This window comes from Nautilia lithotrophica (assembly GCF_054656815.1).
Genome location: NZ_BAAHXN010000001.1, coordinates 651,419 through 672,359 on the forward strand (window position 1 = coordinate 651,419; position 20,941 = coordinate 672,359).

The following is a 20,941-nucleotide window of genomic DNA, read 5'->3' on the forward strand; positions in this document are numbered from 1 at the left end:
ATTTTTAAAAATCGTCTCTTTTTACATTGTTGTTCCAATTCCAAAAACGTCATTTTATTAATCCTAATTCAATAGCTGTCATATCTATAATACAATTATCAATACTATTATATTTAAGCGAATTTCTTAAAGAATAATCTAAAAGTGTTAAAGCAGTAAATACAAATTTTTTAGAGAGTCTGAAATTTCCTCGTGTAAGTTTATAGATTTTCTTAAGTCTTTTTTTGTTTATCAAATCGTATCGATTATTTTTAATAAATTTTGACATTACATATTTTTCAAATTCGTCAAAAGTAAGAGGTTTCATAAAAATCTTTTGAGTATATCTTGAAGCAAATTGTGGAAGATTGGCAATTTTTTCTCCTTCATTTTGATGCATACTTAAAACCACTTGATTGCCATTATCGCTTAAAAGTCTTAAAAACTCAATCATTTCTATAGGTAAAAGTTGTGCTTCATCTATTAAAATAACTTTATTATCCATTTCATTATGTTGATTTAAAAATTCTTCTTTTGTTAAAAAAGGCTCTTTTTGTAAGATATATTTTTCAGGGTATTTGTATTTTAATAATGAAAGCATATAACTTTTTCCACTTCCTGGTGGTCCCAGTAAAAAAACAATATTTGATTTTGTAGATATTAAATCTTCTTTTACAATTTCAAAATTAATATAACTAAAAAAATCGTTTATATCAATTTTATCTCTAAATTCTTCAATTAACTCACTTAACATTTAATTCCTCTAAACTAGGAAGTCTTTTATAACCATAATCTTTTAAAGTTTTTTTCTCTCTTAAATCAATAATATGTGGTGTAATTACAAATACAAGTTCTTTTTTTGTTGTAATTTCCTCTCTTGAAGAGAATAAATATTTAATAATTGGAATTTCTTTCAATACAGGAACTCCATTTACCCTTAATTGCTTGTCATCTGTTATTAAGCCACCCAAAACCAAAGTATCATTATCTTTTAATTTAACGACACTAATCATAGTATTATCCTGTGTATCTGGTGGCATATCCCTATTTGTATTTGTTAATTGAGTTGCATCTTTAAATGCACTTATCCTTGGATTTATGCTTAATATGATTTCATTATTATCGCTTATTTGAGGGGTTATATCCAATAATACACCAACAAATTTACTATCAATAGTATATTCTGTAGTTGGATTGCCATTATTGTCTGTAGTAATTTCAGATGCGTATTTGTAATATATTGTATCGCCTACTTTTATTAATGCTTTTTGATTATTAAGCGTTACGATTTTAGGATTTGATATAGAATTAACATTTCCATTTTCAGCTAAAAAATTTAGCAAGCCCCCAACATTAAAGGTAGCCTGTTTAAATACTGCATTATTACCTATAATATTTGATGCCGTAATAGGAACGCTTTTATCTGCAAGCGATAAAGAAAGTTGTGACCAATCAATACCGGTTTTATGAGAATTGGAAAGTGTAACACTGTATATTTTTACATCAATTAATACTTCTTTATGTAATCTGTTGTTTAAATCTTTTATATATTTTTCTATTTCTTCAATCTGATTTTTATTGCCGGTTACGGTTACTAACCCGGAATTTTTATCTATTATTGGATCTTTGTAATTAGAATCAGTATTTTTAAGTATCTGAACAATATTGTTTTTTAAATTATCCCAAAAGTCAAATTTATAATCGGTTTTTATTGTATTGTCAGTAGAATCAATATTTGCTATACCACTTATAGAATTTGGAATAAAATCTATTTTGAATGTTTTAGTTTTATTGTAAGAAATAATAATTGTATTGTTTTTCAACTCATAAAACAGACCTACTTGTTCAAAAATAGTATTTAATAAATCTTTAAATGTAACATTTTCAACATTTATAAATTCCAAATTTTGATTAACCATTTTTTTTGCATTACTATCCTTTAACACTATATTTAATTTACACTCATTTACTAAATCAGATAATATTAATTTCATTTTCACTGGATTAGCAATATGTAGTGAAAAAAGTTTTTTACTACAATCAGTCGCAAACACTGAAGTAATGATAAATATTATTATTAAAATTTTTCTCATTTTACAACCTTTAAAATATTAGATTTGATTATCAGTGTTTTAATTTTTCTATTTTTTTTCATAATTACTTTATTATTATTGATCTTAATAATTTGATATCCGCTTACTATATCCCCTATTTTATACCATGAGCCATTAATATTCACTCTATTTTGGAAAATAGCATTTATTTGAATGTTTTCATTAAAAGTAGCAGGAGTTTCTGAATTAATTTCTTTATTTGTTACATAATCATTAAATATATCATAGTTTACTAATTTTTTAAATTTAGGATTGAATAGTTGCATTTTTTTAATATCATTAATAATGGTAAACACATCGGCCTTTACAAAAATAAATAATATTAAAAAAATTAGCATTTTTTTCATAAAAGACTCCAAAATATAATTCTTAAATTAAAATGTATTTGTTCTTTTTTTTCAAATTTTAAATTTTCAATTTTTTTCACTGCTTTAATATTTTCCAAATTATTTATAAATTTATAAAAAGCTTTAAAATTTTTAGATTCAAATAAACCATCTATATTAATAATATATTTTTTATATTCATCCGTTTTTTCAGCAATAGCATATGAAGCTGGAATTTTGTTTTCTACTGCTTTTTGCAATACATTTTTTAAAATATTCAAAAATTCTTTTTCATTTATGTGTAAAATGGATGATGTTTTAATTAATACATTTAAATATTTTAGATCTTCATTCAAAGATAAATTTTTACTTTTTAATACTTTAATTTCCTTTTTTAATTTAACTAATGTCGCTTTTAATTTATTTGTTTTGTGAAGTTTTTCTTGTAAGGTATTTATTTCTTGATCATAATTTTTTATTTTTTCATACAATACATTATAATTAAAATTATAAAAAACTATAAAAGCGGCTATAATTATAGAAGCATATAATAATATAATGTTTTTTTTATCCAATGTATTTAAATATTCATCAATCTTATTCATCATAACTCACTTTTGCAATGTAAATTCCATTTTTATTTTCTATTTCAGTAGAAGTTACATTTTTATAACCTAGATTATACATATCTTTCATCAATTTAGCTACATTTGCAGAATTCCCAAATTCACTTAAAATAATTAAGTCAATATGATCTTTGTTTTTATTAAAAGTAAGAAGTTTAAGATTATATTTTTTTAACTCATATACTAAATCTGCCAACTCATTGGAAGTAAGTTTACTTCTTTGAATATTTTCTAAAAACAATACTTTATCTGATATATCAGAAATTTGTTTTTGTAAAGCATTATTTTCAGATTTTAGTTCATTAATTTGAGTTTTATATTTTTTTATAGCGGAAAGTAGTAATTTTTCTTCTTTTTTTATTCTTAATATTTTCTTTTTCAAAGACAAAATTTGAGTTTCTTTTTGTTCAATTGTCTGATATTTAAAAAATGCATCTATACCTACAAAAGAAAAAGAAAAAATAATCAACAACAATAAAATTCCACTTTTTTTCTTATAAAAAGGAACTGGCTTTGGAAAAACAGAAAAATTTTCATTTTCATTTTCGAAATGTTTTGTATTATATATAACTGCTGTATAATCGAAAGGATCGTAATCTGTTTCAATTATGTATTTTTTAAACTCAACACCACTTAAATTCCAAAAGTTTGTATAACTATCAAATAATTTATTTATATCAAAAGGTGAGTAAAAGAATATATTGTTTATTTTAGTTAATCCATAATATGAAACTGAATAATTTATCAAATTACTAACTTTCATAAACAACTGAGAGAAAAATGAATCTACAATACTAAAAACAGACAAATCTTCATATTTCGTTTCATCCAATCCTTTTTCTAATAATAATTTCTTTGTTTCTTCTACACTTAAATTAAGCTGTTTTGACAATGTTGATAATTTACTTATACTTTTTACAAAAACAAACTCCCCATTTTCAAAACAACTTAAAAAAGCTTCATTTTCATCAAAATAAACAAAAGCATCATTTTGAGGTGTTACGTTTGTAATATCATAATAACTTTTAAATATAAATGGTTTTGCTGAAATAAAATCAATATATTTAAAAACTTTTAAATATTTTTCAAATTCCTTTTTTAAAACTTCTGTTTCAACTACAAATGCCTCGACATTTATGTAATCTTCATATTCTTTGAATATATAATTTATTTTATATTCTTTAGCATAATCTAATGAACCTTCTGTAAAAATATACTTTTCAGCTTCTACTTCAAGCATCTCTTTATCTAAATCTTTTGGAAGTTTAAATGTTATATTTAAAATATGATTGTAACCTATAGAAGAAGTAACTATACCCTTTTCATATGATAATTCTTTTTTAACAATCCTGTCGTTTTCATTTATGTATAATTTATCTTTTGTTAAATAGATTACTTTCAATATATCACCTTATTGCACCGGTTATAGGATAAATGGAAAAGTTCTGCTCATCATTTTTGTATTTCAATGAAATAATTATATTAGTATGTATTATTTTTGTCAAATTTATATCAATTTCCCCATCAAACGGCCTTCCTAAACTATCAAAGCAAATTGTATTCCCATTTTTCAAACCATTAACACTTATCTGGGACTTAAATTTATAATGAACTTTCTCATTTGAATTTTTATCTTCACTATTTAAAACTGAAGTATCTAATGTAAGACAAACATATGAATCATTGCCATAAATTGTATATCCCAAAGCATTGGATTTTTTTTGTAATAATTTTTCTTTTAACATTTGAGTATCTGAAGTTAAAGTTTCATCAGGTATAAATTGCAAACCTATAAAACTTAATATTCCCATTATAACTATTACAAAAATTAATTCGATTAAACTAAACGCTCGCATTTATGGCCTTTGAAGAGTAACTTTTTCAAGTCTTATTTTTTTATTGTCGTTTTTTGGATTTGTAATATTTGATTCAACCACCACCTTCAATAAAACATAACCATGAGATTGAGGTGTGGAAATTTTAACAGCATTTTGACATGGACAATCATTTAAATCATAACAATAATATTCCAATACATCAACATTTGCTATAAAACGCTTTTGTTCATCTTTGAATGTAATGTGTTCCAAACAATTATTATTAGACTTTCTATCATATCCTTCAATCGCTAACAATGAGTTTTCAATAACGCTTTGCATAAAAAGCTGAGCCCTTTGCTGCAGATAAGAATCACTCGTGTGTTTTACTGATATAAATGCAAATTTTACTACTATAACCATTAAAGTAGATATTAAAAGCATAATAATTAACGCACTTATTACTCCAAAACTTTTTCTCAAAATGTTACCTTTTGTTTGGATACTGATATATTTATATCTGCTTTTGACTTAAACATTTCAATTTTAAGCATCAGATGATAATTTATTTTTCTTACTTTAAAAGCTTTTACATTTGTGGCAATCAATGTTACATTTCCTTCTCCCAAATCACCACAAAAACTTTCATCCTTCCATGGTCTATAATTGTAAAATAAAAGTAAATCGTTATCTTTTAAGTCATTCCATTTCAAATCATTACATTTCCATTTACTTTTTTCCAAATCTTTTTTTAAAGCAATAGCATAAGCAGTATCAATTAAATAAAATTTTTCGTAGATTGTGGCATGTTTAATATCAGTATTATCATAATATTTCAATGTTAAAGAGCAATTATTAGAATTTTGTGCATAATCAGATATTTTATAAACTATATTAGCTTTATTACCATGCCAACCAAAAGAATTATTATAATCATCCAAAACGCTTTCGCTTCCCCTATCAAAACTACCTGCAAAAGTTATAGCCGTTAAATCTTTTAAATTCAAAGTTGTATTATATTTGTTTTTCAAGATATTATTAATAAAATCACTATTAAAATCAATAGCTTTAATCACTGGTTTTTGACTTTCATAAAGATCAACAAAACCGCTAAGGTTTTTTTCAACTATGGCATCATTTAAATATCCAATCCATTCTAAAATTGGAAAATTTTCCGAATCGGTAATTTCACCAATATATTTAAATTCACCTGTTTGTTGGTTATAACCTATAACACTCAAAGGAACACGATAATACAACATCTGAGAAATTTGATCAAGCACTTGTTGAGACTGAAATTCAAATTTTGTAGTTTGTTTTGCAATATAATTTCTAATATATAACTTGCTTAAAATCTGAAATCCACCAATTAATATAAAAGAAAGTATTACTATAACAAATAATGCTTCTATTAAAGTAAAGGAAGGTTTAAAGTTAGTAAAGTTGTTAAAGTTTTTAAAGTTGTTAAGGTTGTTGACATGAGGGTTTTTATAATCTTCCATTTTCCATTGTCCATTTTCCATTCTCAATTTATTCACCACTGTATTCCATTAATTTTAATATGTCCTATATTAGCACTATAATAATTAATTGAAGAAATTTCATTATCTCCGGAAAAAACAGAAACATTAACTCTTTTTATATTTGTTTTTGTATTATTACTTGTATTTGTAAAAATAAAAATTAAGCTTTCATTATCATAGTTATCTTTTTTCCATTCATCTGTATATCCTACATTTATTTTCAATGAATAAACAACTCTTCCATTTTTAGTTGTGTTTTCTTCCACACCATTGTAACCTTCAATATAATCATATTCACCGCTATTATTATTTTGTATATCACTTTCGAAAATATTGTTTTTACAATTTCTACTGCCGATAAATCCGCCGATCCTATAACCAGTGCTAGAATTACAATCTAAAATATATTTTGGTGGATCATTTACAAGTAAGATATCATCATATTGAGTATTTTTTTGATCATATTCTTTTAATGAAATATCCATCATTTTTGACATCATATTAAAAATAGCATCTTCTTTTTTTGAAAACTCAAGTGTTTTATTACTTACATAAATTATTTTAGGAATTACCGTAAAAACTGCAGCTATAATCACAATAGTAAAAATAAGCTCTATTAATGTTATAGCTTTTTTCAATTCTCATGTTCCTTTTCAGCGATTAATACATCCTCAATTACCTCATCCAAATCTCCATCAAGTATATCGTCAACCCTTGAATATGCTTTATTGCTTCTGTTGTCCTTTACCTGTTGGTAAGGGAAAAGCACGTAACTTCTAATCTGATGTCCCCATCCCATTTCATCTTTTGGCTTACCTTCCTCTTCAGCTTTTCTCTTTTCAAGCTCTAATTCATAAAGTTTGGATTTTAGCATTTTCATAGCCATTTCTTTATTTTTGTGCTGACTTCTGTCTGTCTGGCATCCCACAACAATACCTGTCGGAAGATGTGTGATTCTTACCGCACTTTCGGTTTTGTTTACGTGCTGACCACCCGCACCGCTCGCGCGGAATACGTCTATTCTTATGTCTTTAGGATCTATTTCAATTTCGATATCATCGTCAATCTCAGGCGAAACCTGCACTGATGCAAAAGACGTATGCCTTCTTCCGCCGCTGTCAAAAGGTGAAACCCTTACAAGCCTGTGAATTCCGTTTTCAGCTTTAAGGTATCCGTATGCGTTTTCACCTTTTACAAGAAAACTAACATCCTTTATCCCAGCTTCATCACCCGCCTGATAATCAAGCACCTCAACTTTCCAGCCCCTTCTTTCCGCATATCTAAGATACATTCTATAAAGAATCGATGCCCAGTCGTGAGATTCAGTTCCTCCCGCACCCGGATGAATCGAAACTATTGCGTTTTTAGAATCGTTTTCATCACTTAGCATTACTTCAATTTCAAGATCTCTGATTATTTTTTTGAGTTCTTGAACATCGTTAAAAACTTCGTTTAAAGTCTCTTCATCTTCTTCCATACTCGCAAGTTCAAACATATCTTTATTATCCTGAAGAGCAGTTTTTGCCTTTTGGTATTTTTCAAGTTTTCTTAAAATGGCGTTTTTTTCCTTTTGAACTTTAGCACTTATTTTGGGATCGTTCCAGAAATCAGGAGAATTTTCAAGCTCTTCAATCTCTTTTAGTCTTGATTGAAGTTTTTCGGGTTTTAAGATAGATTCGATGTTTTCAATTTTATTTTCAAGTTCTTTTATCAATTCACTATATTCATATGCGTCCATTTTCGTCCTTTTATAACATATTAAAATTTATATATAATTCTACCAAAAAAGGCGACTTATGAAAATTTTAAATTCACCTAAAGAAGCCATAAATTACACAAAATCCCTAAACGGAAGCATTGGTTTCGTTCCTACAATGGGAGCATTGCACGAAGGGCATTTGAGTCTTATAGAAAAGGCAAGAAAAGAAAATGATTATGTTATTGTTTCCATATTTGTAAACCCAACCCAGTTTCTGCCGGGGGAAGATTTGGATAAATATCCAAGACGCCTTGAAGCGGACTTTGAAATATGCAAACGTGCGGGAGTTGACGCCGTATTTACCCCTACACCTGAAAATATGTATTCAAACGACGAAGTTTTAATAAAAGCCCCTAAAATCAAAGGATATATTTTAGAAGGTTTTAACAGACCTGGTCATTTTGACGGCGTATTGCAGGTAGTAAACAAACTTTTCAATATTATCAGACCAACTCGTGCATATTTCGGAAAAAAAGATGCCCAGCAATTATATCTTATAAAACAAATGGTAGAAAATTTCTTTTTTGATATCGAAATAGTAGAATGCGAAACCAAAAGAGAAAAAGACGGATTAGCACTTTCAAGCAGAAACATTTATTTAAGTGAAGAAGAAAGAAAAAGAGCACTCAGTATCAGTAAAGCCTTAAAAAGAGCCGCCAAACTCTCTTCAAAGACAAAAAACATTGAAGAAATTAAAAAAGAAATGCTTGAAATTTTAGATGTTGACGAGCTTCAATATATTGCTTTTGTGGATAGAGATTTTAATTATATTAAGCAGATTCAGCCAAATAACACAATTATCCTAATCGCCGCAAAAGTTGGAAGCACAAGGCTTATCGACAATATTTGGATATAGTTTATTAGTTGTTAAGGTTGTTAAGTATTTAAAATTAGCTATTATAAGCTAAAAACCCAAATAACCTTACAACCTCAACTACTTCAATAACATTAAAAACCCCCAAATAACTATAAAACTTTACTAACCTTAACATCCTCAATTAACCATAAAAACCTTAACTAACTTCAATTACCCGAATAACTTTATCTAAATATTTTAACCCCTCTTTTAGTCGAATTAGTATCAGTCATATTTGCTTCTGTTCCTTTAAATTCACCGCTTCCGACTTCTCCCGCACTATTTAAATTTTGCCATGTTATAGAAAAACAGAAATGATTTAAACACGTAGAATTATTTGAAATATCATATTTTTGATTGAATTTAGAATACCAAAGCCATTTTAAATTAGGACTTAAAAGATGAACAACCGCAAATTTAACACTTGAATCGTTTCTTGAAACTTTAAAAGTAATTATTCCGTTATTGATTGATTCGACCGATACATCAACGCCATTTATTGTATTTGAAGCATTATAATCACTGCTTACAATAATTTCATTATTAGTTACATTGCCGTCTATTACATTATGTCCTGTATTTTCATACCAATTATAAACAACCTCTTTACCATCAGGTTTTAAATTACCTATACTATCGAATATTATAAAAGAGTAGCTTTTATTAAAATCATTTTCTGTCGCTAATATGTCACTTAATAATAAATTTCCATAATAATATTTGGCTTTTTTATTTAGATCTAAACTTCCGTTTGCATCACTATCATTTACATCAATAGATGTAATTTCAAACTCAAAAGGATTTACAGGATTTGATAAATTTCTATCAAAATTTAAATATATATTGACCGAAGTTGATCCATTATTATCGGTTGTAAAATTGTTTTTATCATAAATAAATGTAATATTTTCATCTTTTGAAATATTATTTTCAAATACATTTCCGTTTTTATCAATATATTTATAAATAATTTTGCTTACATTTACATCTACATTATTATGCGCAATATTAATAGTTATATCTTTCGCATAGCAGTCTTTATTATAATTCTCTAAAATGTTATTATCTTTATCGACTGCACTTATATTTAATTCTAAGTGGGAAGAAATATTTAAATCTTCATCATAATATGTGAAATTACTATCAGTATCATAATTTTCATATTCGGCATTTAAATCAAAATGATCTATTCCTACACTTATAGTATTATTTGCCTGAGATATAAATCTGTTGGTTTCATTAGTATCGTCATTATCAACCACTGCAAATTCACTGCCATTTATTTCTTTAACGGTTAAATTCAAATCCCCCACTTCATTATATTTAAGTGTAATATTAGCTTCACCATCTTTAAACATTCCACCGCTTATTTTGTCCAACGTTCCGGTTTTACAATTAGATTTCGTTTCGTTATATTCCAAATCAACACTTTGCCCATTTATATAAACGCTCTCATTATAATCTTTTACCGGATTTCCGTTTATATCTACAGCTTGAATAGTAATATTAAATTCATTTCCTGCTTTAATATCACTTGGTATATTTGTAATCACAAATTTCTCAGGTCTTACTGAAAAGTTGTCTGTTGAATTGGATTCATTTACATCAGTTGATGTATTACTAAAGGCATATCCTTTAATATTTACTTTCACACATTTAACAGCTCTATTTATATTAAGATTATCATTATCAAGATTCAAACAACCATTAACATTTGTTTGACCACAATTATTACATATAACTTTAGTAGCTATTATGTTACCACTACACTCTCCATTATCTATTTCATCAAAATAATATAAAGTTATTTTAGTTACATTAGCTTCTAATGGTGTATTAGTGTCAGGATTTTTAGCAAGAATTGTTAAATTAAACTCTTTATTTACAAGTTTCGTTGTAATATTATTATCCCAATCATTAATAGAATTACATTGAGATATATCTGAAATATAGTCTATTGCATTAAAAGTTGAATTTGTTTGTTGAGGATTGGCTATACAATGAGGAATAACTATAAACTCATCCCATGAAAAATCATCATAATCACCCCAACTACTACCAGAAATAATTTTAATTTTACCCTGAAAAGGTCCATTTATATGATTACTATATATAAAGTGTAAATCATAAACACCATCATCATTTGTATTTATATACGAATATCCTGCTAAATTATTATTTATATAAAATTGAATTTGATTTTTATTTTTAAAATCTACATCTCTTATTCGAAAAAAATAGAAATCAATATAATCAACACTACAATTTATATTAAAATCATATGAAATTTCTTCTCCTTCATCATCATCTGGATACCAAAATGGCTTATTGCTATTATCACTTAAGTCGTCATACCAGTCATCATTTTCACCAAACCAACTTACTCCATCATCACCAATATGATGCCTTTGTATAAAATTTTGAACATCACTATCTTCACTCTCAGTATATAATTTATAACCTTCAAAATAAAAATCATCAATATCTTTCACTCTACTACTGGAACATGAAATTTTTTTCCCTCTTCTGTTATAACAAACCCCTTCAATTGAAATAGTATGAAAACCAGCTTTCAAATTCACATTAACATCTATTACATTACTACCTTCAACACCAGTGCCAACTAAATTATTATCAATATATACTTTTATGTCATCATTACTTTCTATCCCTTGTGCGTTTATTAGTTCTACTTTTGTAATAGTAATATCTTTTGAAATATAAAAATTTGTAGGATAATTTAAATAATAATTATAAGTATGTTCTCCATCAAAAGTTATCGGCTCTTTTGGTATATATCCATTAAAATCGTCATTATCACCAACATGTATATAACCATCAAGCACAATATCTGCTTTTACAAAGCTAAATAATAAAAAAAATAAAAAAATAAACAATTTACGCAAATTTAACTCCTATGAGAAGTATTATAACCCCCCATCCTATAGGCATCAATATTTTCATTAATCCCTCGAACTTTTTATAAAAAAACCATTCAATCCAAAAAACAAATATATTAATTGCAGCAAAAAAAACATATTTTCCAAAATAATCAAGAGTCGGAATTAAAAACATATCAATTTTATACATTCCTATAATCGTCAAAATCAATCCAACTATTAAACCTAAATTTTGCATCTACACTCCTATCTAAAATCTTGTCATATTATACCACTTTTGATAAAATCTTATAAAAAAGGATTTATTTGAAAAAGCTTTATTTAGCATCTCTTGGATGTGTTAAGAACTTAATAGACAGCGAAGTTATGCTAGGACGTCTTAAAAATGAATATGAATTGACGAACAATCCCAATGAAGCGGACCTTCTTATAGTAAACACATGCGGATTTATAAACCCTGCAAAAGAAGAATCGATCGAAACAATTTTAGAACTTGCAAACGAAAAAAAACAAAACGCTATTTTAGCAGTAACAGGTTGTCTTAGTGAAAGGTATAAAAACATCCTTCCAGAAGAAATACCGGAAGTGGATATTTGGACAGGGGTGGGTGATTTTGACAAAATAGACGAACTCGTAAAAACAAAAAGCTCAAAGTTTTCACCAAATGTATATCTCATACATAATGAAGAAAGAGTTATTACTGGAAGCAGTTATCATGCTTACGTTAAACTCAGCGAAGGATGTAACCAAAAATGCGCGTTTTGCGCAATTCCAAACTTTAAAGGCAGACTAAATTCAAGAGAAATTCCCGAAATTATTGAAGAAATTAAAACATTAAAAGAAAAAGGCTTTAAAGATTTTTCACTTGCTAGCCAGGATAGCAGTTCGTATCTAAGGGACAAAGGTATTAAAGATGGACTTGAAAGACTGATTGACGAAATTGACAAAATTGAAGGCATAAGTGTTAGGATATTGTATCTTTACCCCGCAACTACTACAAAAAGACTTATCAGAAGAATATTTGATTCATCAGTAGTGGAAAACTATTTCGACATGCCAATCCAGCACATCAGCGAAAAAATGCTGAAAATCATGAAAAGACCCGGAAGCGTTGATAAACTGAAATCTCTGCTATATGAAATGAAAAAAGAATTCAGTTTCATAAGAACATCCGTAATCGTAGGACACCCGGGCGAGAGTGAAGAAGATTTTGAAGAACTTAAAATTTTTATAAAAGAATTTGAATTTGACAGGGTAAACGTATTTGCATATTCGGATGAAGAAGACACGGCGGCATTCAAAAGAAAAGACAAAATCCCTCAAAATATAATCGGCCAGCGCGCAAAAGAAATGGGCAAAATCGTAAAACAGACAACTAAAAAAGCACTTAAAAAATATCTTGACAAAACATGCAAATGCTATCTTGACGGACTTACAGAGGATGAGTTGTTTTACAGCACTCGTCCTAAACTCTGGGCTCCTGAAATCGACGGAGATGTTTTAATTAATGATACTGAAATAGAAAATCTTGAAATAGGAAATCTTTATAATGTAAAAATAGAAAATTTAGCAGGAGAGCAGTTAATTGGAAAAATCATCAAATAATTTACTTGCATTTTCTGCTGGTGTCGATTCAACGGCGCTTTTTTTCTGGCTTCTTGAAAAAAAAATTCCTTTTGACATCGCAATTGTAAATTACCATACTCGTCCAACTAGCAATGAAGAAGTAGAATACGCAAAAGAACTGGCTTACAAATACAATAAAAAAATATTCATTAAAGACTGCTTTTTAGAAAAATTTAGTGAAAAAGAAGCAAGATTATGCAGATATAGATTTTTTGAAGAAATAATTAAAACTTACGGATACAACACACTTATAACAGCCCATCAGTTAAATGACAGATTCGAATGGTTTTTAATGCAATTTTCCAAAGGAGCGGGGCTTAAAGAATTAATAGCAATGGGTGAATGGGAGGAGAGAGATTTTTATAAAATATATAGACCTTTTTATAATATATCTCGTAAGGAAATTGTATCTTTTTTAAATGAAAGAGGAATTAAATATTATATTGATGAATCCAATTTTGACAAAAAATATAAAAGAAACCTTATTCGACATGAGTTTGCTAATAAATTTATAGAGCTTTTTGAAAATGGTGTTAAAAGAAGTTTTGAATATCTTGAAAAAGATTTAAACCTGCTTTTTCAAAAAGACTGGGAAAAAAATCAAAAACTATATAAATTCACAAAAGCTTCCCCACAAATCGATATAAAAAAAGTAGATTTAATTACTAAAGAACTTGGCATTATAATGACCAAACCTCAACGAGATGAGGTAATAAAAACTGATTTCTCATGTGTTATTCAAGGAAAAATTGCAATAGATTGTAATGAAAATCAAATATTTATAGCCCCATATATAAAAACAACTCTGCCAAAAGAATTTAAAGAAAAAATGAGAAAAAATAAAATACCTCCTAAAGTAAGGGGATATTTATATTCGATTGAAAATAAACAATGAAAAGAAAATTAAAACCCTACATCATACATATGCTTTTAGAAATTTAAAACTTTACTTTTATTATTAACTTTAAAATTCTTTTTATTTCTAAAAACAATCATCACATATATAATTGTCGATTTCATAAGTCCCGCACAACCTGCCGAACGCCTATTATTTAAAAATTAAAAAATATTGCAACAAAAGATTATTGTCTTAATGTTGCAATAATTCTTTTTGGTTTAATAATCAACTCAAACGCGTCTTCAATGGTTTTACATACTATATCGGAATTTACAATACTTTTAACGCTAGCTCCTTCATCTTCAATAACACATATTCCTAAAGTAGCTGCTTTTAACATTAGTGAATCGTTACTTCCGTTACCTATAGCAAACACATTTCCAAGATTTTTAACAAACTCTTCTTTTTCTTGAGTATGATTTGAAGTAGTAAGTATTTTAAGCTGAATATTGGTTCCTTCGAGATTTTTAGCGGCACTTCCGTGTGTATCTGCAGTAATCACATATATATTAAATTCCGTTGATAATTCATTGATGTATTTTTTAACATTTTCTTTTACCCTGCCGTCTTTTGCTATTGTGCCGTTATAATCTAAAACAATATTTTTTATTTCAATCGTCCCAACATTTTGGATATCTATTTTCATTAAAATCCTTTTTTGAAATTATATACTTAAATTAAATTTTTTTATATACTTGACACAACCTATATAAATGTTATAAAATAGTTAATAATATATTAAAAGGAGGTTAATATGAAATTAAGGAGGTTGCTAGCGCTTATAGTTGGAATATTTTTCTTAAGCGGATGTGTAGGAACTACTACGAATGTGACAACATCAAATCAGAATGTTAATGAAATAGTAAAATACAAGGGACCAAAAGCAAGAATAGCTGTGGCATCTTTTAAATGTAAAGCTGCAAAATGTAATGGAGAAATAGGTAGTGGAATAGCCGATATGTTAACTACAGCATTATTTAATAGTGGAAAATTTATTGTTATAGAAAGAAGCAATGAAGGTTTTTCAGCAGTTGAAAGAGAGTTACAATTATCTCAGGGATTAATTAAACAAAATAGACAAATTAACAATCTTGAAGGTGCAGATATATTAGTAGTGGGTGCTATTACAGCATTTGAACCAAAAGCAGGTGGGATAGGTGCAGGCGGTGTTGTTATACCTAGAGGCGTTCCTTTTATAGGAGGTATAAAATTTGGAAAAGATGAAGCATATATTGCTGCAGATATAAGACTTATTGACGTAAAAACCGGAAGAATTATAAACGCAACAACAGTTGAAGGTCAAGCAAGTAAATGGAATATCGGAGGACTTGGCGGTGGATTTACAGGAAACGTGGCTTTAGGTGCGGGACTTAGAACATATAAAAACACACCTATGGAAAAAGCTGTAAGAGTAATGATTAATAAAGCCGTTGAAAAAATAGCTCAGTTAATTCCGGAAAATTATTACAGATACAATGCAAACGGAACACCAAACAATCAAGTAAACACTACAATTAATACACAGCAAAATGTAGTAAAACCAGTAACTCACACACTTTTATTCAAAGAAGACTTTGAAAAATACGGAATAGGACAAACAACTCCGTTTGGAAATTGGAAAGGTAATAAATTTGAAATTCAAATGGGTGTTCAAAGCAATGGAATAGTTGGTAAAATGATAAAAGCCCATGAATGGAGAAGAGTTTGTTTAGAAAACTTTAAAGCAAAAGATATTATTTTTACAGCTGATATGAACGGGAACGGAACTTTTTATTTTAGAGTAGTTAACAAAAAACCCTTTATAGGTTATGTTGCACATATTTCAAGAAGTGGTGAAATAAAACTTGATAAATTGGCAGGACAAACCGTTATGACCATTGCTAAAAACAAAATAAATGTAGCTAAATCTAAATGGCATAAAGTAAAAATAGTTACTAAAAACTCTCATATTTCAATTTATGTAGATGGGCAACTGGGAATTGATATAAACGACAATGACAAAACTTTAAATCAAGCTGGAACAATATGTATTGGTGCTGATTGTTGTGATGCTTTAATTGATAATATTTATATTTACAAAAATTAAAGGATAATAAATGAAAAAACTTCTATTAATTTTATTTTTAATTTCATTTGCTTTGGCACAAAACAATTTGTGCAACTTATTACCAGACAAAATCGACGGATTTAATGAATCTATGAAATGTAAATATGTTAATATGCAGTCAAACTATGGAACCAGTTCTCAAGCATACAAAGAATATAAAAAAAACGACAATAAGATTGCTTTACAATTAATGAAAGGAAGCATGGCTTATCAGCTAATGTCTCCGTTTATGATGCCTGTTCAGGTAGAAACTAACGAAATGCTTATGAAAGTAACATCATGCAATGGATTTAAATGTGCCATTACATACGATAAAAAAGAAAATAATGGAATCATAATTGTATTATTAGACCAAAACGCACCATCAGTATTAACACTTAATTATGAAAATATGAATGCAGATGAGGCGATGGAATTATTAAACGAGATAGATATTAAAAAAATAAAAAACAATTTATAATGGTGGTCGCAGCTGGACTCGAACCAGCGACCCCTACCGTGTCGGGGTAGTGCTCTACCAACTGAGCTATGCGACCTTTTGTCGAATTTTACCAAAAAAGTAATAATAAGCAAACATTAAAATAGAAAAATCAATACAAACATCCGCAAAATTAAATATAGCAAAATCAAACCCGCAATGCCAATATACATAATCCACTACACCGCTTCTAATAAATCTATCAAGAAGATTGGAAAAAGCAGCGGCAAATAAAATACCGCTAATAAATGGATGGTTGTTTAAAAGTTTTTCTTTCATAAAAACATATAACAAAAACAAGATCAAAATTAATTGTATATATTTAAGATATTCTCCCAAAAAAGCAAACATAGAAAATGCCACACCTTTATTTATTGCAAGTGTTAAAGAAATACATCTGCTATTCCACTCAAATCCATGTAAAAAAATGTATTTGATAGTTTGATCTATGATAAATATAAAAAAAAATATGCCTAAAAACTTAATTAAAAAAATTTTTTTATTTTCAATTCTCAATTCTTAATTCTCCATTATCATGAAAGCTTACTTTTAAAAAACTCTTTCAATTTATTAAGAATTTCTTTTGCTTTTTTTTCGTTTTCACCTTCTACCAATAATCTTAATTTGTTTTCAGTCCCTGAATATCTCACAAGATGTCTGTATCCTTCTTTTTCCACTTCTTTTAAAATATTCTGCACCCCATCAATCTCATTTAACGGCGGTTTGGAAGAAACTTGGATATTTGCCTGCATTTGAGGATATAAATCAAATAAATCAAATGCTTCACTTGCCTTTTTACCACTTTCAATTAAATATGCCACAGCCTGCAATGCACTAACTAATCCGTCACCCGTTTTTGCATAGTCACTGAATATTATATGGCCTGACTGCTCTCCACCAAAATTAAGATCTTTTTCTTTCATAACTTCAAGGACATATTTATCCCCTACATTGCTTCTAAAGACTTCTATACCAATTTCATTAAGAAATTTCTCCAATGCGCCGTTACTCATAACGGTTACAGCCACGCCGTTATTTTTTAGTTTATTTCTTTTATGCAAATAAAAAGCAAGTGCACCTAAAAGTTTATCTCCATTAACGATTTCACCTTTTTCATCGACCACTACTAGCCTGTCTGCATCACCATCAAGAGCAAATCCAATATCTGCTCTGTATTCCAAAACTTTTTTTGCCAAAAACTCAGGATGCATTGCACCCGCATTTTGATTTATATTAAACCCATCCGGTTCATCATTTATAGTAATAACATCAGCACCTAATTCGCTAAAAATTGTAGGAGCTACTTTATAAGCGGCACCATTAGCAGTATCAAGAACTATTCTCATACCGCTTAAATTTACATGTTTGGGAAATGAAGATTTAATATGAACAATATATCTTCCGATTACGTCATCAATTCTCTTACTTTTTCCAATCTCTTTTTGGGTTTTTAATTCAAATTCGTTTTGAAAATACCTTTTTTCTATTTTTTCTTCCATTTCTTCTGAAAGTTTATTACCAAAACTATCAAAAAATTTAATTCCGTTGTCATAATAAGGATTATGAGAAGCACTAATCATTATTCCCCCGTCACATCTCATATCTTCTGTTAAAAAAGCAATGGCCGGTGTAGGCATAGGACCTATTTGAATTACATTGTAACCTATAGCCGTTAAGCCGCTAACAAGAGCGTTTTCAATCATATAGCCACTTCTTCTCGTATCTTTACCTACTAAAATTTTACCTGTTTTTTTAGGTAAACACTCTCCAAAAGCCATGGCAAGTTTCATAGCTAAAAAAGGCGTTAAAAACTCTCCAGCCTTCCCCCTTACGCCATCCGTTCCAAAAAGTTTCATCCGTTTCCTTTAAAAAATGAAATATTTATTTGCAAATTTTACCAAATTTTTATAAAATACGCTTCAAAAAAGGACATAAATGGCAAATAACAAATCTGCGCTAAAAAGAATTAGACAAACAAAAAAAAGAACTGAAAGAAACAGATATTACAGAACAAGAATCAAAACAATCACCAAAAAAGTAGAAAGTGCAGTAGCAGAAGGTAATTATGAAGCAGCTTTAGAAGCTTGGAAAGAAGCAAACAAAAAATTCCAAAGTTACATTAATAAAGGTATTTTAAAGAAAAATACAGCAAGAAGAAAAATTTCTAGACTTCATCATTTAGTAAAATCAATCGAACCGTCAGCATAATTTAAAAGCCCCTTTCCCCCATCCCCACAATATTAAAAAATAAGTTGTGAAGTAGGTAAGTAGTAAATTAGTTTATGAAAGTTTACCGCTTATCTACTTCACAACTTCATAAGTTCACCACTAAAGGATTATAAATGTTACTTGACAAATTAAAACCATTTGTTGAAAAATACAACGAAATAAATCAAATGCTAAGTTCTCCAGAAATTACTCAAGATATAAAAAAAATGACAAAATTGTCTAGAGAAGCTAGAAATTTAGAGCCAATTGTAGAAAAAGCAAAAGAATATGAAAATTTAATAAACACAATTGAAGAAGCCAAAATGATGCTGGATGATCCTGAAATGGCAGAACTTGCAAAAGAAGAATTAAAAGAAGCCGAAGAAAAATTACCTGCCCTTGAAGAAGAAATAAAAATATTACTTTTACCAAAAGATCCTAATGACGATAAAAATATTTTCCTTGAAATCAGAGCTGGAACAGGTGGTGATGAAGCGGCACTTTTTGTAGGTGATTTACTTAAAGCTTATTTAAGATATGCTGACAACAAAGGTTGGAAAGTTGAAATAGTAAGTGAAAGTAAAAGCGACGTAGGCGGATATAAAGAGATAATTTTACTCATAAAAGGTGAAAATGTTTATTCAAGACTAAAATATGAAGGTGGCACTCACAGAGTTCAAAGAATTCCGGCAACTGAATCACAAGGAAGAATTCATACATCAGCTGTTACTGTTGCCGTTATGCCAGAAGTTGACGATGTAGATATTGAATTAGATCCAAAAGATATTAAAATTGAAGTAATGAGAGCTGGCGGTGCAGGTGGACAGCATGTAAATAAAACTGAAAGTGCCGTAAGAATGACACATATCCCAACAGGAATTACCGTATCCATGCAAGATGAAAGATCTCAACAAAGAAATAAGGAAAAAGCACTCCAAATTCTTAAAGCCAGAGTTTTTGAAAAACTGGAAAATGAAAGACTTGCAGCAATTGGTGAGGCAAGAAAAAGTCAAGTAGGAAGTGGTGATAGAAGCGAAAGAATTAGAACATACAATTACCCTCAAAATAGAATTACGGACCACAGAATCGGTCTAACACTTTACAGACTAGAACAAATTATGAGTGAAGGACTTTTTGATGAAATCATAGACCCTCTAATTGCACATTATCAAGCAGAAGCTCTAAAAGAAGCTGGATTATAAAACTTTTTCCCAGCTTAATTATTTAAAATCTTTTTAGTTTAGTGTTGGGCAATATGTTACACTATTAACTTTTCACCCATATTGCTTCACTACTTACCTACTTATCAACTTTCTAAAAAATTTCTGAGTATTTCAGCATGATCAAAAACCAACTTATCCCAAGGAATCTCTTCAAGCTTTACAACAAACGCCTCTTTTGCATCATCGCCAGCTTTTGGCATATCATAAGCACAGCAAACAAATACACAACTAGCGGTATGAAGTCTTGGATCTCTATTGGGATCTGAATATACACCAAATAATCTATCAATTTTTACATCTAAACCAATTTCTTCTTTCATTTCCCTAATAAGGGCGTCTTCTACTTTTTCTCCAACATCTACAAAACCACCTGGTAATGCATATCCTAAAGGAGGATTTTTTCTTTTAATTAAAACAATTCCTTTAAATTCAGGATTAAATATTTTAACTATCCCATCAATAGTCAAATAAGGGGTTTTTGGTGGCCACATTTTATACCTT

At 28.5% G+C, this 20,941-nt stretch carries 23 protein-coding genes and 1 tRNA gene; 7 read left to right on the plus strand and 17 right to left on the minus strand.

Going from position 1 to position 20,941, the window contains the following annotated elements; translation table 11 throughout:
* Positions 1 to 49: 49 nt before the first annotated feature.
* The 10 genes from ACYQ19_RS03380 to prfB are packed head-to-tail and all read right to left on the minus strand — an operon-like array spanning position 50 to position 8,123.
* Positions 50 to 733 (minus strand): AAA family ATPase, encoded by a 684-nt coding sequence (locus ACYQ19_RS03380; protein WP_459978014.1) that lies wholly within the window; start codon positions 731 to 733, stop codon positions 50 to 52.
* Entirely contained in the window at positions 723 to 2,072 is a 1,350-nt protein-coding gene (locus ACYQ19_RS03385) for a type II secretion system protein GspD (protein ID WP_459978015.1), read from the minus strand. Before ACYQ19_RS03385 ends, ACYQ19_RS03380 begins: the two co-directional genes overlap by 11 nt.
* Complete coding sequence (locus ACYQ19_RS03390; protein WP_459978016.1) at positions 2,069 to 2,440, minus strand: hypothetical protein; 372 nt, start codon at positions 2,438 to 2,440, stop codon at positions 2,069 to 2,071. Before ACYQ19_RS03390 ends, ACYQ19_RS03385 begins: the two co-directional genes overlap by 4 nt.
* Positions 2,437 to 3,027: a hypothetical protein gene (locus ACYQ19_RS03395; protein WP_459978017.1), complete on the minus strand. Its 591-nt coding sequence runs from the start codon at positions 3,025 to 3,027 to the stop codon at positions 2,437 to 2,439. The genes ACYQ19_RS03390 and ACYQ19_RS03395 overlap by 4 nt, the downstream gene beginning before the upstream one ends.
* Positions 3,017 to 4,447, minus strand: a complete 1,431-nt coding sequence (locus ACYQ19_RS03400; protein WP_459978018.1) for a hypothetical protein — start codon at positions 4,445 to 4,447, stop codon at positions 3,017 to 3,019. The genes ACYQ19_RS03395 and ACYQ19_RS03400 overlap by 11 nt, the downstream gene beginning before the upstream one ends.
* 4 nt (positions 4,448 to 4,451) lie before the next feature.
* Positions 4,452 to 4,901: a pilus assembly FimT family protein gene (locus tag ACYQ19_RS03405; RefSeq protein WP_459978019.1), complete on the minus strand. Its 450-nt coding sequence runs from the start codon at positions 4,899 to 4,901 to the stop codon at positions 4,452 to 4,454.
* Complete coding sequence (locus tag ACYQ19_RS03410; RefSeq protein ID WP_459978020.1) at positions 4,902 to 5,345, minus strand: hypothetical protein; 444 nt, start codon at positions 5,343 to 5,345, stop codon at positions 4,902 to 4,904.
* Positions 5,342 to 6,403: a type II secretion system protein gene (locus ACYQ19_RS03415; protein ID WP_459978021.1), complete on the minus strand. Its 1,062-nt coding sequence runs from the start codon at positions 6,401 to 6,403 to the stop codon at positions 5,342 to 5,344. The genes ACYQ19_RS03410 and ACYQ19_RS03415 overlap by 4 nt, the downstream gene beginning before the upstream one ends.
* A complete protein-coding gene (locus ACYQ19_RS03420; protein WP_459978022.1) occupies positions 6,397 to 7,023 on the minus strand; it encodes a type II secretion system protein in 627 nt (208 codons plus the stop codon). Before ACYQ19_RS03420 ends, ACYQ19_RS03415 begins: the two co-directional genes overlap by 7 nt.
* Entirely contained in the window at positions 7,020 to 8,123 is a 1,104-nt protein-coding gene (gene prfB / locus ACYQ19_RS03425) for a peptide chain release factor 2 (protein WP_459978023.1), read from the minus strand. The genes ACYQ19_RS03420 and prfB overlap by 4 nt, the downstream gene beginning before the upstream one ends.
* Before the next feature lie 58 nt (positions 8,124 to 8,181).
* On the opposite strand from prfB, the gene panC reads away from it, so the two are divergent.
* Entirely contained in the window at positions 8,182 to 9,000 is an 819-nt protein-coding gene (gene panC, locus ACYQ19_RS03430; RefSeq protein WP_459978024.1) for a pantoate--beta-alanine ligase, read from the plus strand.
* 185 nt (positions 9,001 to 9,185) lie between these two features.
* Here panC and ACYQ19_RS03435 read toward each other — a convergent pair whose 3' ends face one another.
* On the minus strand, positions 9,186 to 11,906 hold the full coding sequence (locus ACYQ19_RS03435) for a hypothetical protein (RefSeq protein ID WP_459978025.1): 2,721 nt from the start codon (positions 11,904 to 11,906) through the stop codon (positions 9,186 to 9,188).
* Positions 11,899 to 12,138 (minus strand): hypothetical protein, encoded by a 240-nt coding sequence (locus tag ACYQ19_RS03440; RefSeq protein WP_459978026.1) that lies wholly within the window; start codon positions 12,136 to 12,138, stop codon positions 11,899 to 11,901. The genes ACYQ19_RS03435 and ACYQ19_RS03440 overlap by 8 nt, the downstream gene beginning before the upstream one ends.
* 68 nt (positions 12,139 to 12,206) lie before the next feature.
* Here ACYQ19_RS03440 and rimO point away from each other — a divergent pair, with 68 nt between their 5' ends.
* Positions 12,207 to 13,505: a 30S ribosomal protein S12 methylthiotransferase RimO gene (gene rimO / locus ACYQ19_RS03445; RefSeq protein WP_459978027.1), complete on the plus strand. Its 1,299-nt coding sequence runs from the start codon at positions 12,207 to 12,209 to the stop codon at positions 13,503 to 13,505.
* On the plus strand, positions 13,486 to 14,421 hold the full coding sequence (gene tilS, locus ACYQ19_RS03450; RefSeq protein ID WP_459978028.1) for a tRNA lysidine(34) synthetase TilS: 936 nt from the start codon (positions 13,486 to 13,488) through the stop codon (positions 14,419 to 14,421). Before rimO ends, tilS begins: the two co-directional genes overlap by 20 nt.
* Positions 14,422 to 14,608: 187 nt before the next feature.
* Here the strand turns inward: tilS and ACYQ19_RS03455 are convergent, their stop codons facing one another.
* Positions 14,609 to 15,070, minus strand: a complete 462-nt coding sequence (locus ACYQ19_RS03455) for an HAD family hydrolase (RefSeq protein WP_459978029.1) — start codon at positions 15,068 to 15,070, stop codon at positions 14,609 to 14,611.
* A 108-nt stretch (positions 15,071 to 15,178) separates the two neighbouring features.
* On the opposite strand from ACYQ19_RS03455, the gene ACYQ19_RS03460 reads away from it, so the two are divergent.
* Entirely contained in the window at positions 15,179 to 16,510 is a 1,332-nt protein-coding gene (locus tag ACYQ19_RS03460) for a CsgG/HfaB family protein (RefSeq protein WP_459978030.1), read from the plus strand.
* Positions 16,511 to 16,520: 10 nt separating this feature from the next.
* On the plus strand, positions 16,521 to 16,991 hold the full coding sequence (locus ACYQ19_RS03465) for a hypothetical protein (RefSeq protein ID WP_459978031.1): 471 nt from the start codon (positions 16,521 to 16,523) through the stop codon (positions 16,989 to 16,991).
* On the opposite strand, the gene ACYQ19_RS03470 is transcribed toward ACYQ19_RS03465, so the two are convergent.
* The 3 genes from ACYQ19_RS03470 to glmM form a co-directional block, all read right to left on the minus strand.
* Positions 16,992 to 17,067: transfer RNA gene (locus ACYQ19_RS03470), tRNA-Val, on the minus strand.
* A complete protein-coding gene (gene lspA, locus ACYQ19_RS03475; RefSeq protein WP_459978032.1) occupies positions 17,058 to 17,525 on the minus strand; it encodes a signal peptidase II in 468 nt (155 codons plus the stop codon). Before lspA ends, ACYQ19_RS03470 begins: the two co-directional genes overlap by 10 nt.
* A gap of 17 nt (positions 17,526 to 17,542) precedes the next feature.
* The gene (gene glmM, locus ACYQ19_RS03480; protein ID WP_459978033.1) at positions 17,543 to 18,865 is read right to left on the minus strand and encodes a phosphoglucosamine mutase; all 1,323 of its coding nucleotides are present in this window, start codon (positions 18,863 to 18,865) and stop codon (positions 17,543 to 17,545) included.
* Between the two features lie 79 nt (positions 18,866 to 18,944).
* On the opposite strand from glmM, the gene rpsT reads away from it, so the two are divergent.
* The gene (gene rpsT / locus ACYQ19_RS03485; protein ID WP_459978034.1) at positions 18,945 to 19,217 is read left to right on the plus strand and encodes a 30S ribosomal protein S20; all 273 of its coding nucleotides are present in this window, start codon (positions 18,945 to 18,947) and stop codon (positions 19,215 to 19,217) included.
* A gap of 134 nt (positions 19,218 to 19,351) precedes the next feature.
* Positions 19,352 to 20,419, plus strand: a complete 1,068-nt coding sequence (prfA, locus tag ACYQ19_RS03490) for a peptide chain release factor 1 (protein ID WP_459978035.1) — start codon at positions 19,352 to 19,354, stop codon at positions 20,417 to 20,419.
* A 104-nt stretch (positions 20,420 to 20,523) separates the two neighbouring features.
* On the opposite strand, the gene ACYQ19_RS03495 is transcribed toward prfA, so the two are convergent.
* Positions 20,524 to 20,931, minus strand: coding sequence for an NUDIX domain-containing protein (locus tag ACYQ19_RS03495; RefSeq protein ID WP_459978036.1), 408 nt, complete (start codon positions 20,929 to 20,931; stop codon positions 20,524 to 20,526).
* Between the last annotated feature and the right edge of the window lie 10 nt (positions 20,932 to 20,941).

Bases quoted from the DNA above. Each gene is read 5' to 3' on its own strand.
- ACYQ19_RS03380 (WP_459978014.1), bottom strand. From the start codon at position 733: ATGTTAAGTGAGTTAATTGAAGAATTTAGAGATAAAATTGATATAAAC.
- ACYQ19_RS03385 (WP_459978015.1), bottom strand. From the start codon at position 2,072: ATGAGAAAAATTTTAATAATAATATTTATCATTACTTCAGTGTTTGCG.
- ACYQ19_RS03390 (WP_459978016.1), bottom strand. From the start codon at position 2,440: ATGAAAAAAATGCTAATTTTTTTAATATTATTTATTTTTGTAAAGGCC.
- ACYQ19_RS03395 (WP_459978017.1), bottom strand. From the start codon at position 3,027: ATGATGAATAAGATTGATGAATATTTAAATACATTGGATAAAAAAAAC.
- ACYQ19_RS03405 (WP_459978019.1), bottom strand. From the start codon at position 4,901: ATGCGAGCGTTTAGTTTAATCGAATTAATTTTTGTAATAGTTATAATG.
- prfB (WP_459978023.1), bottom strand. From the start codon at position 8,123: ATGGACGCATATGAATATAGTGAATTGATAAAAGAACTTGAAAATAAA.
- panC (WP_459978024.1), top strand. From the start codon at position 8,182: ATGAAAATTTTAAATTCACCTAAAGAAGCCATAAATTACACAAAATCC.
- ACYQ19_RS03440 (WP_459978026.1), bottom strand. From the start codon at position 12,138: ATGCAAAATTTAGGTTTAATAGTTGGATTGATTTTGACGATTATAGGA.
- ACYQ19_RS03455 (WP_459978029.1), bottom strand. From the start codon at position 15,070: ATGAAAATAGATATCCAAAATGTTGGGACGATTGAAATAAAAAATATT.
- ACYQ19_RS03460 (WP_459978030.1), top strand. From the start codon at position 15,179: ATGAAATTAAGGAGGTTGCTAGCGCTTATAGTTGGAATATTTTTCTTA.
- ACYQ19_RS03465 (WP_459978031.1), top strand. From the start codon at position 16,521: ATGAAAAAACTTCTATTAATTTTATTTTTAATTTCATTTGCTTTGGCA.
- glmM (WP_459978033.1), bottom strand. From the start codon at position 18,865: ATGAAACTTTTTGGAACGGATGGCGTAAGGGGGAAGGCTGGAGAGTTT.
- rpsT (WP_459978034.1), top strand. From the start codon at position 18,945: ATGGCAAATAACAAATCTGCGCTAAAAAGAATTAGACAAACAAAAAAA.
- prfA (WP_459978035.1), top strand. From the start codon at position 19,352: ATGTTACTTGACAAATTAAAACCATTTGTTGAAAAATACAACGAAATA.
- ACYQ19_RS03495 (WP_459978036.1), bottom strand. From the start codon at position 20,931: ATGTGGCCACCAAAAACCCCTTATTTGACTATTGATGGGATAGTTAAA.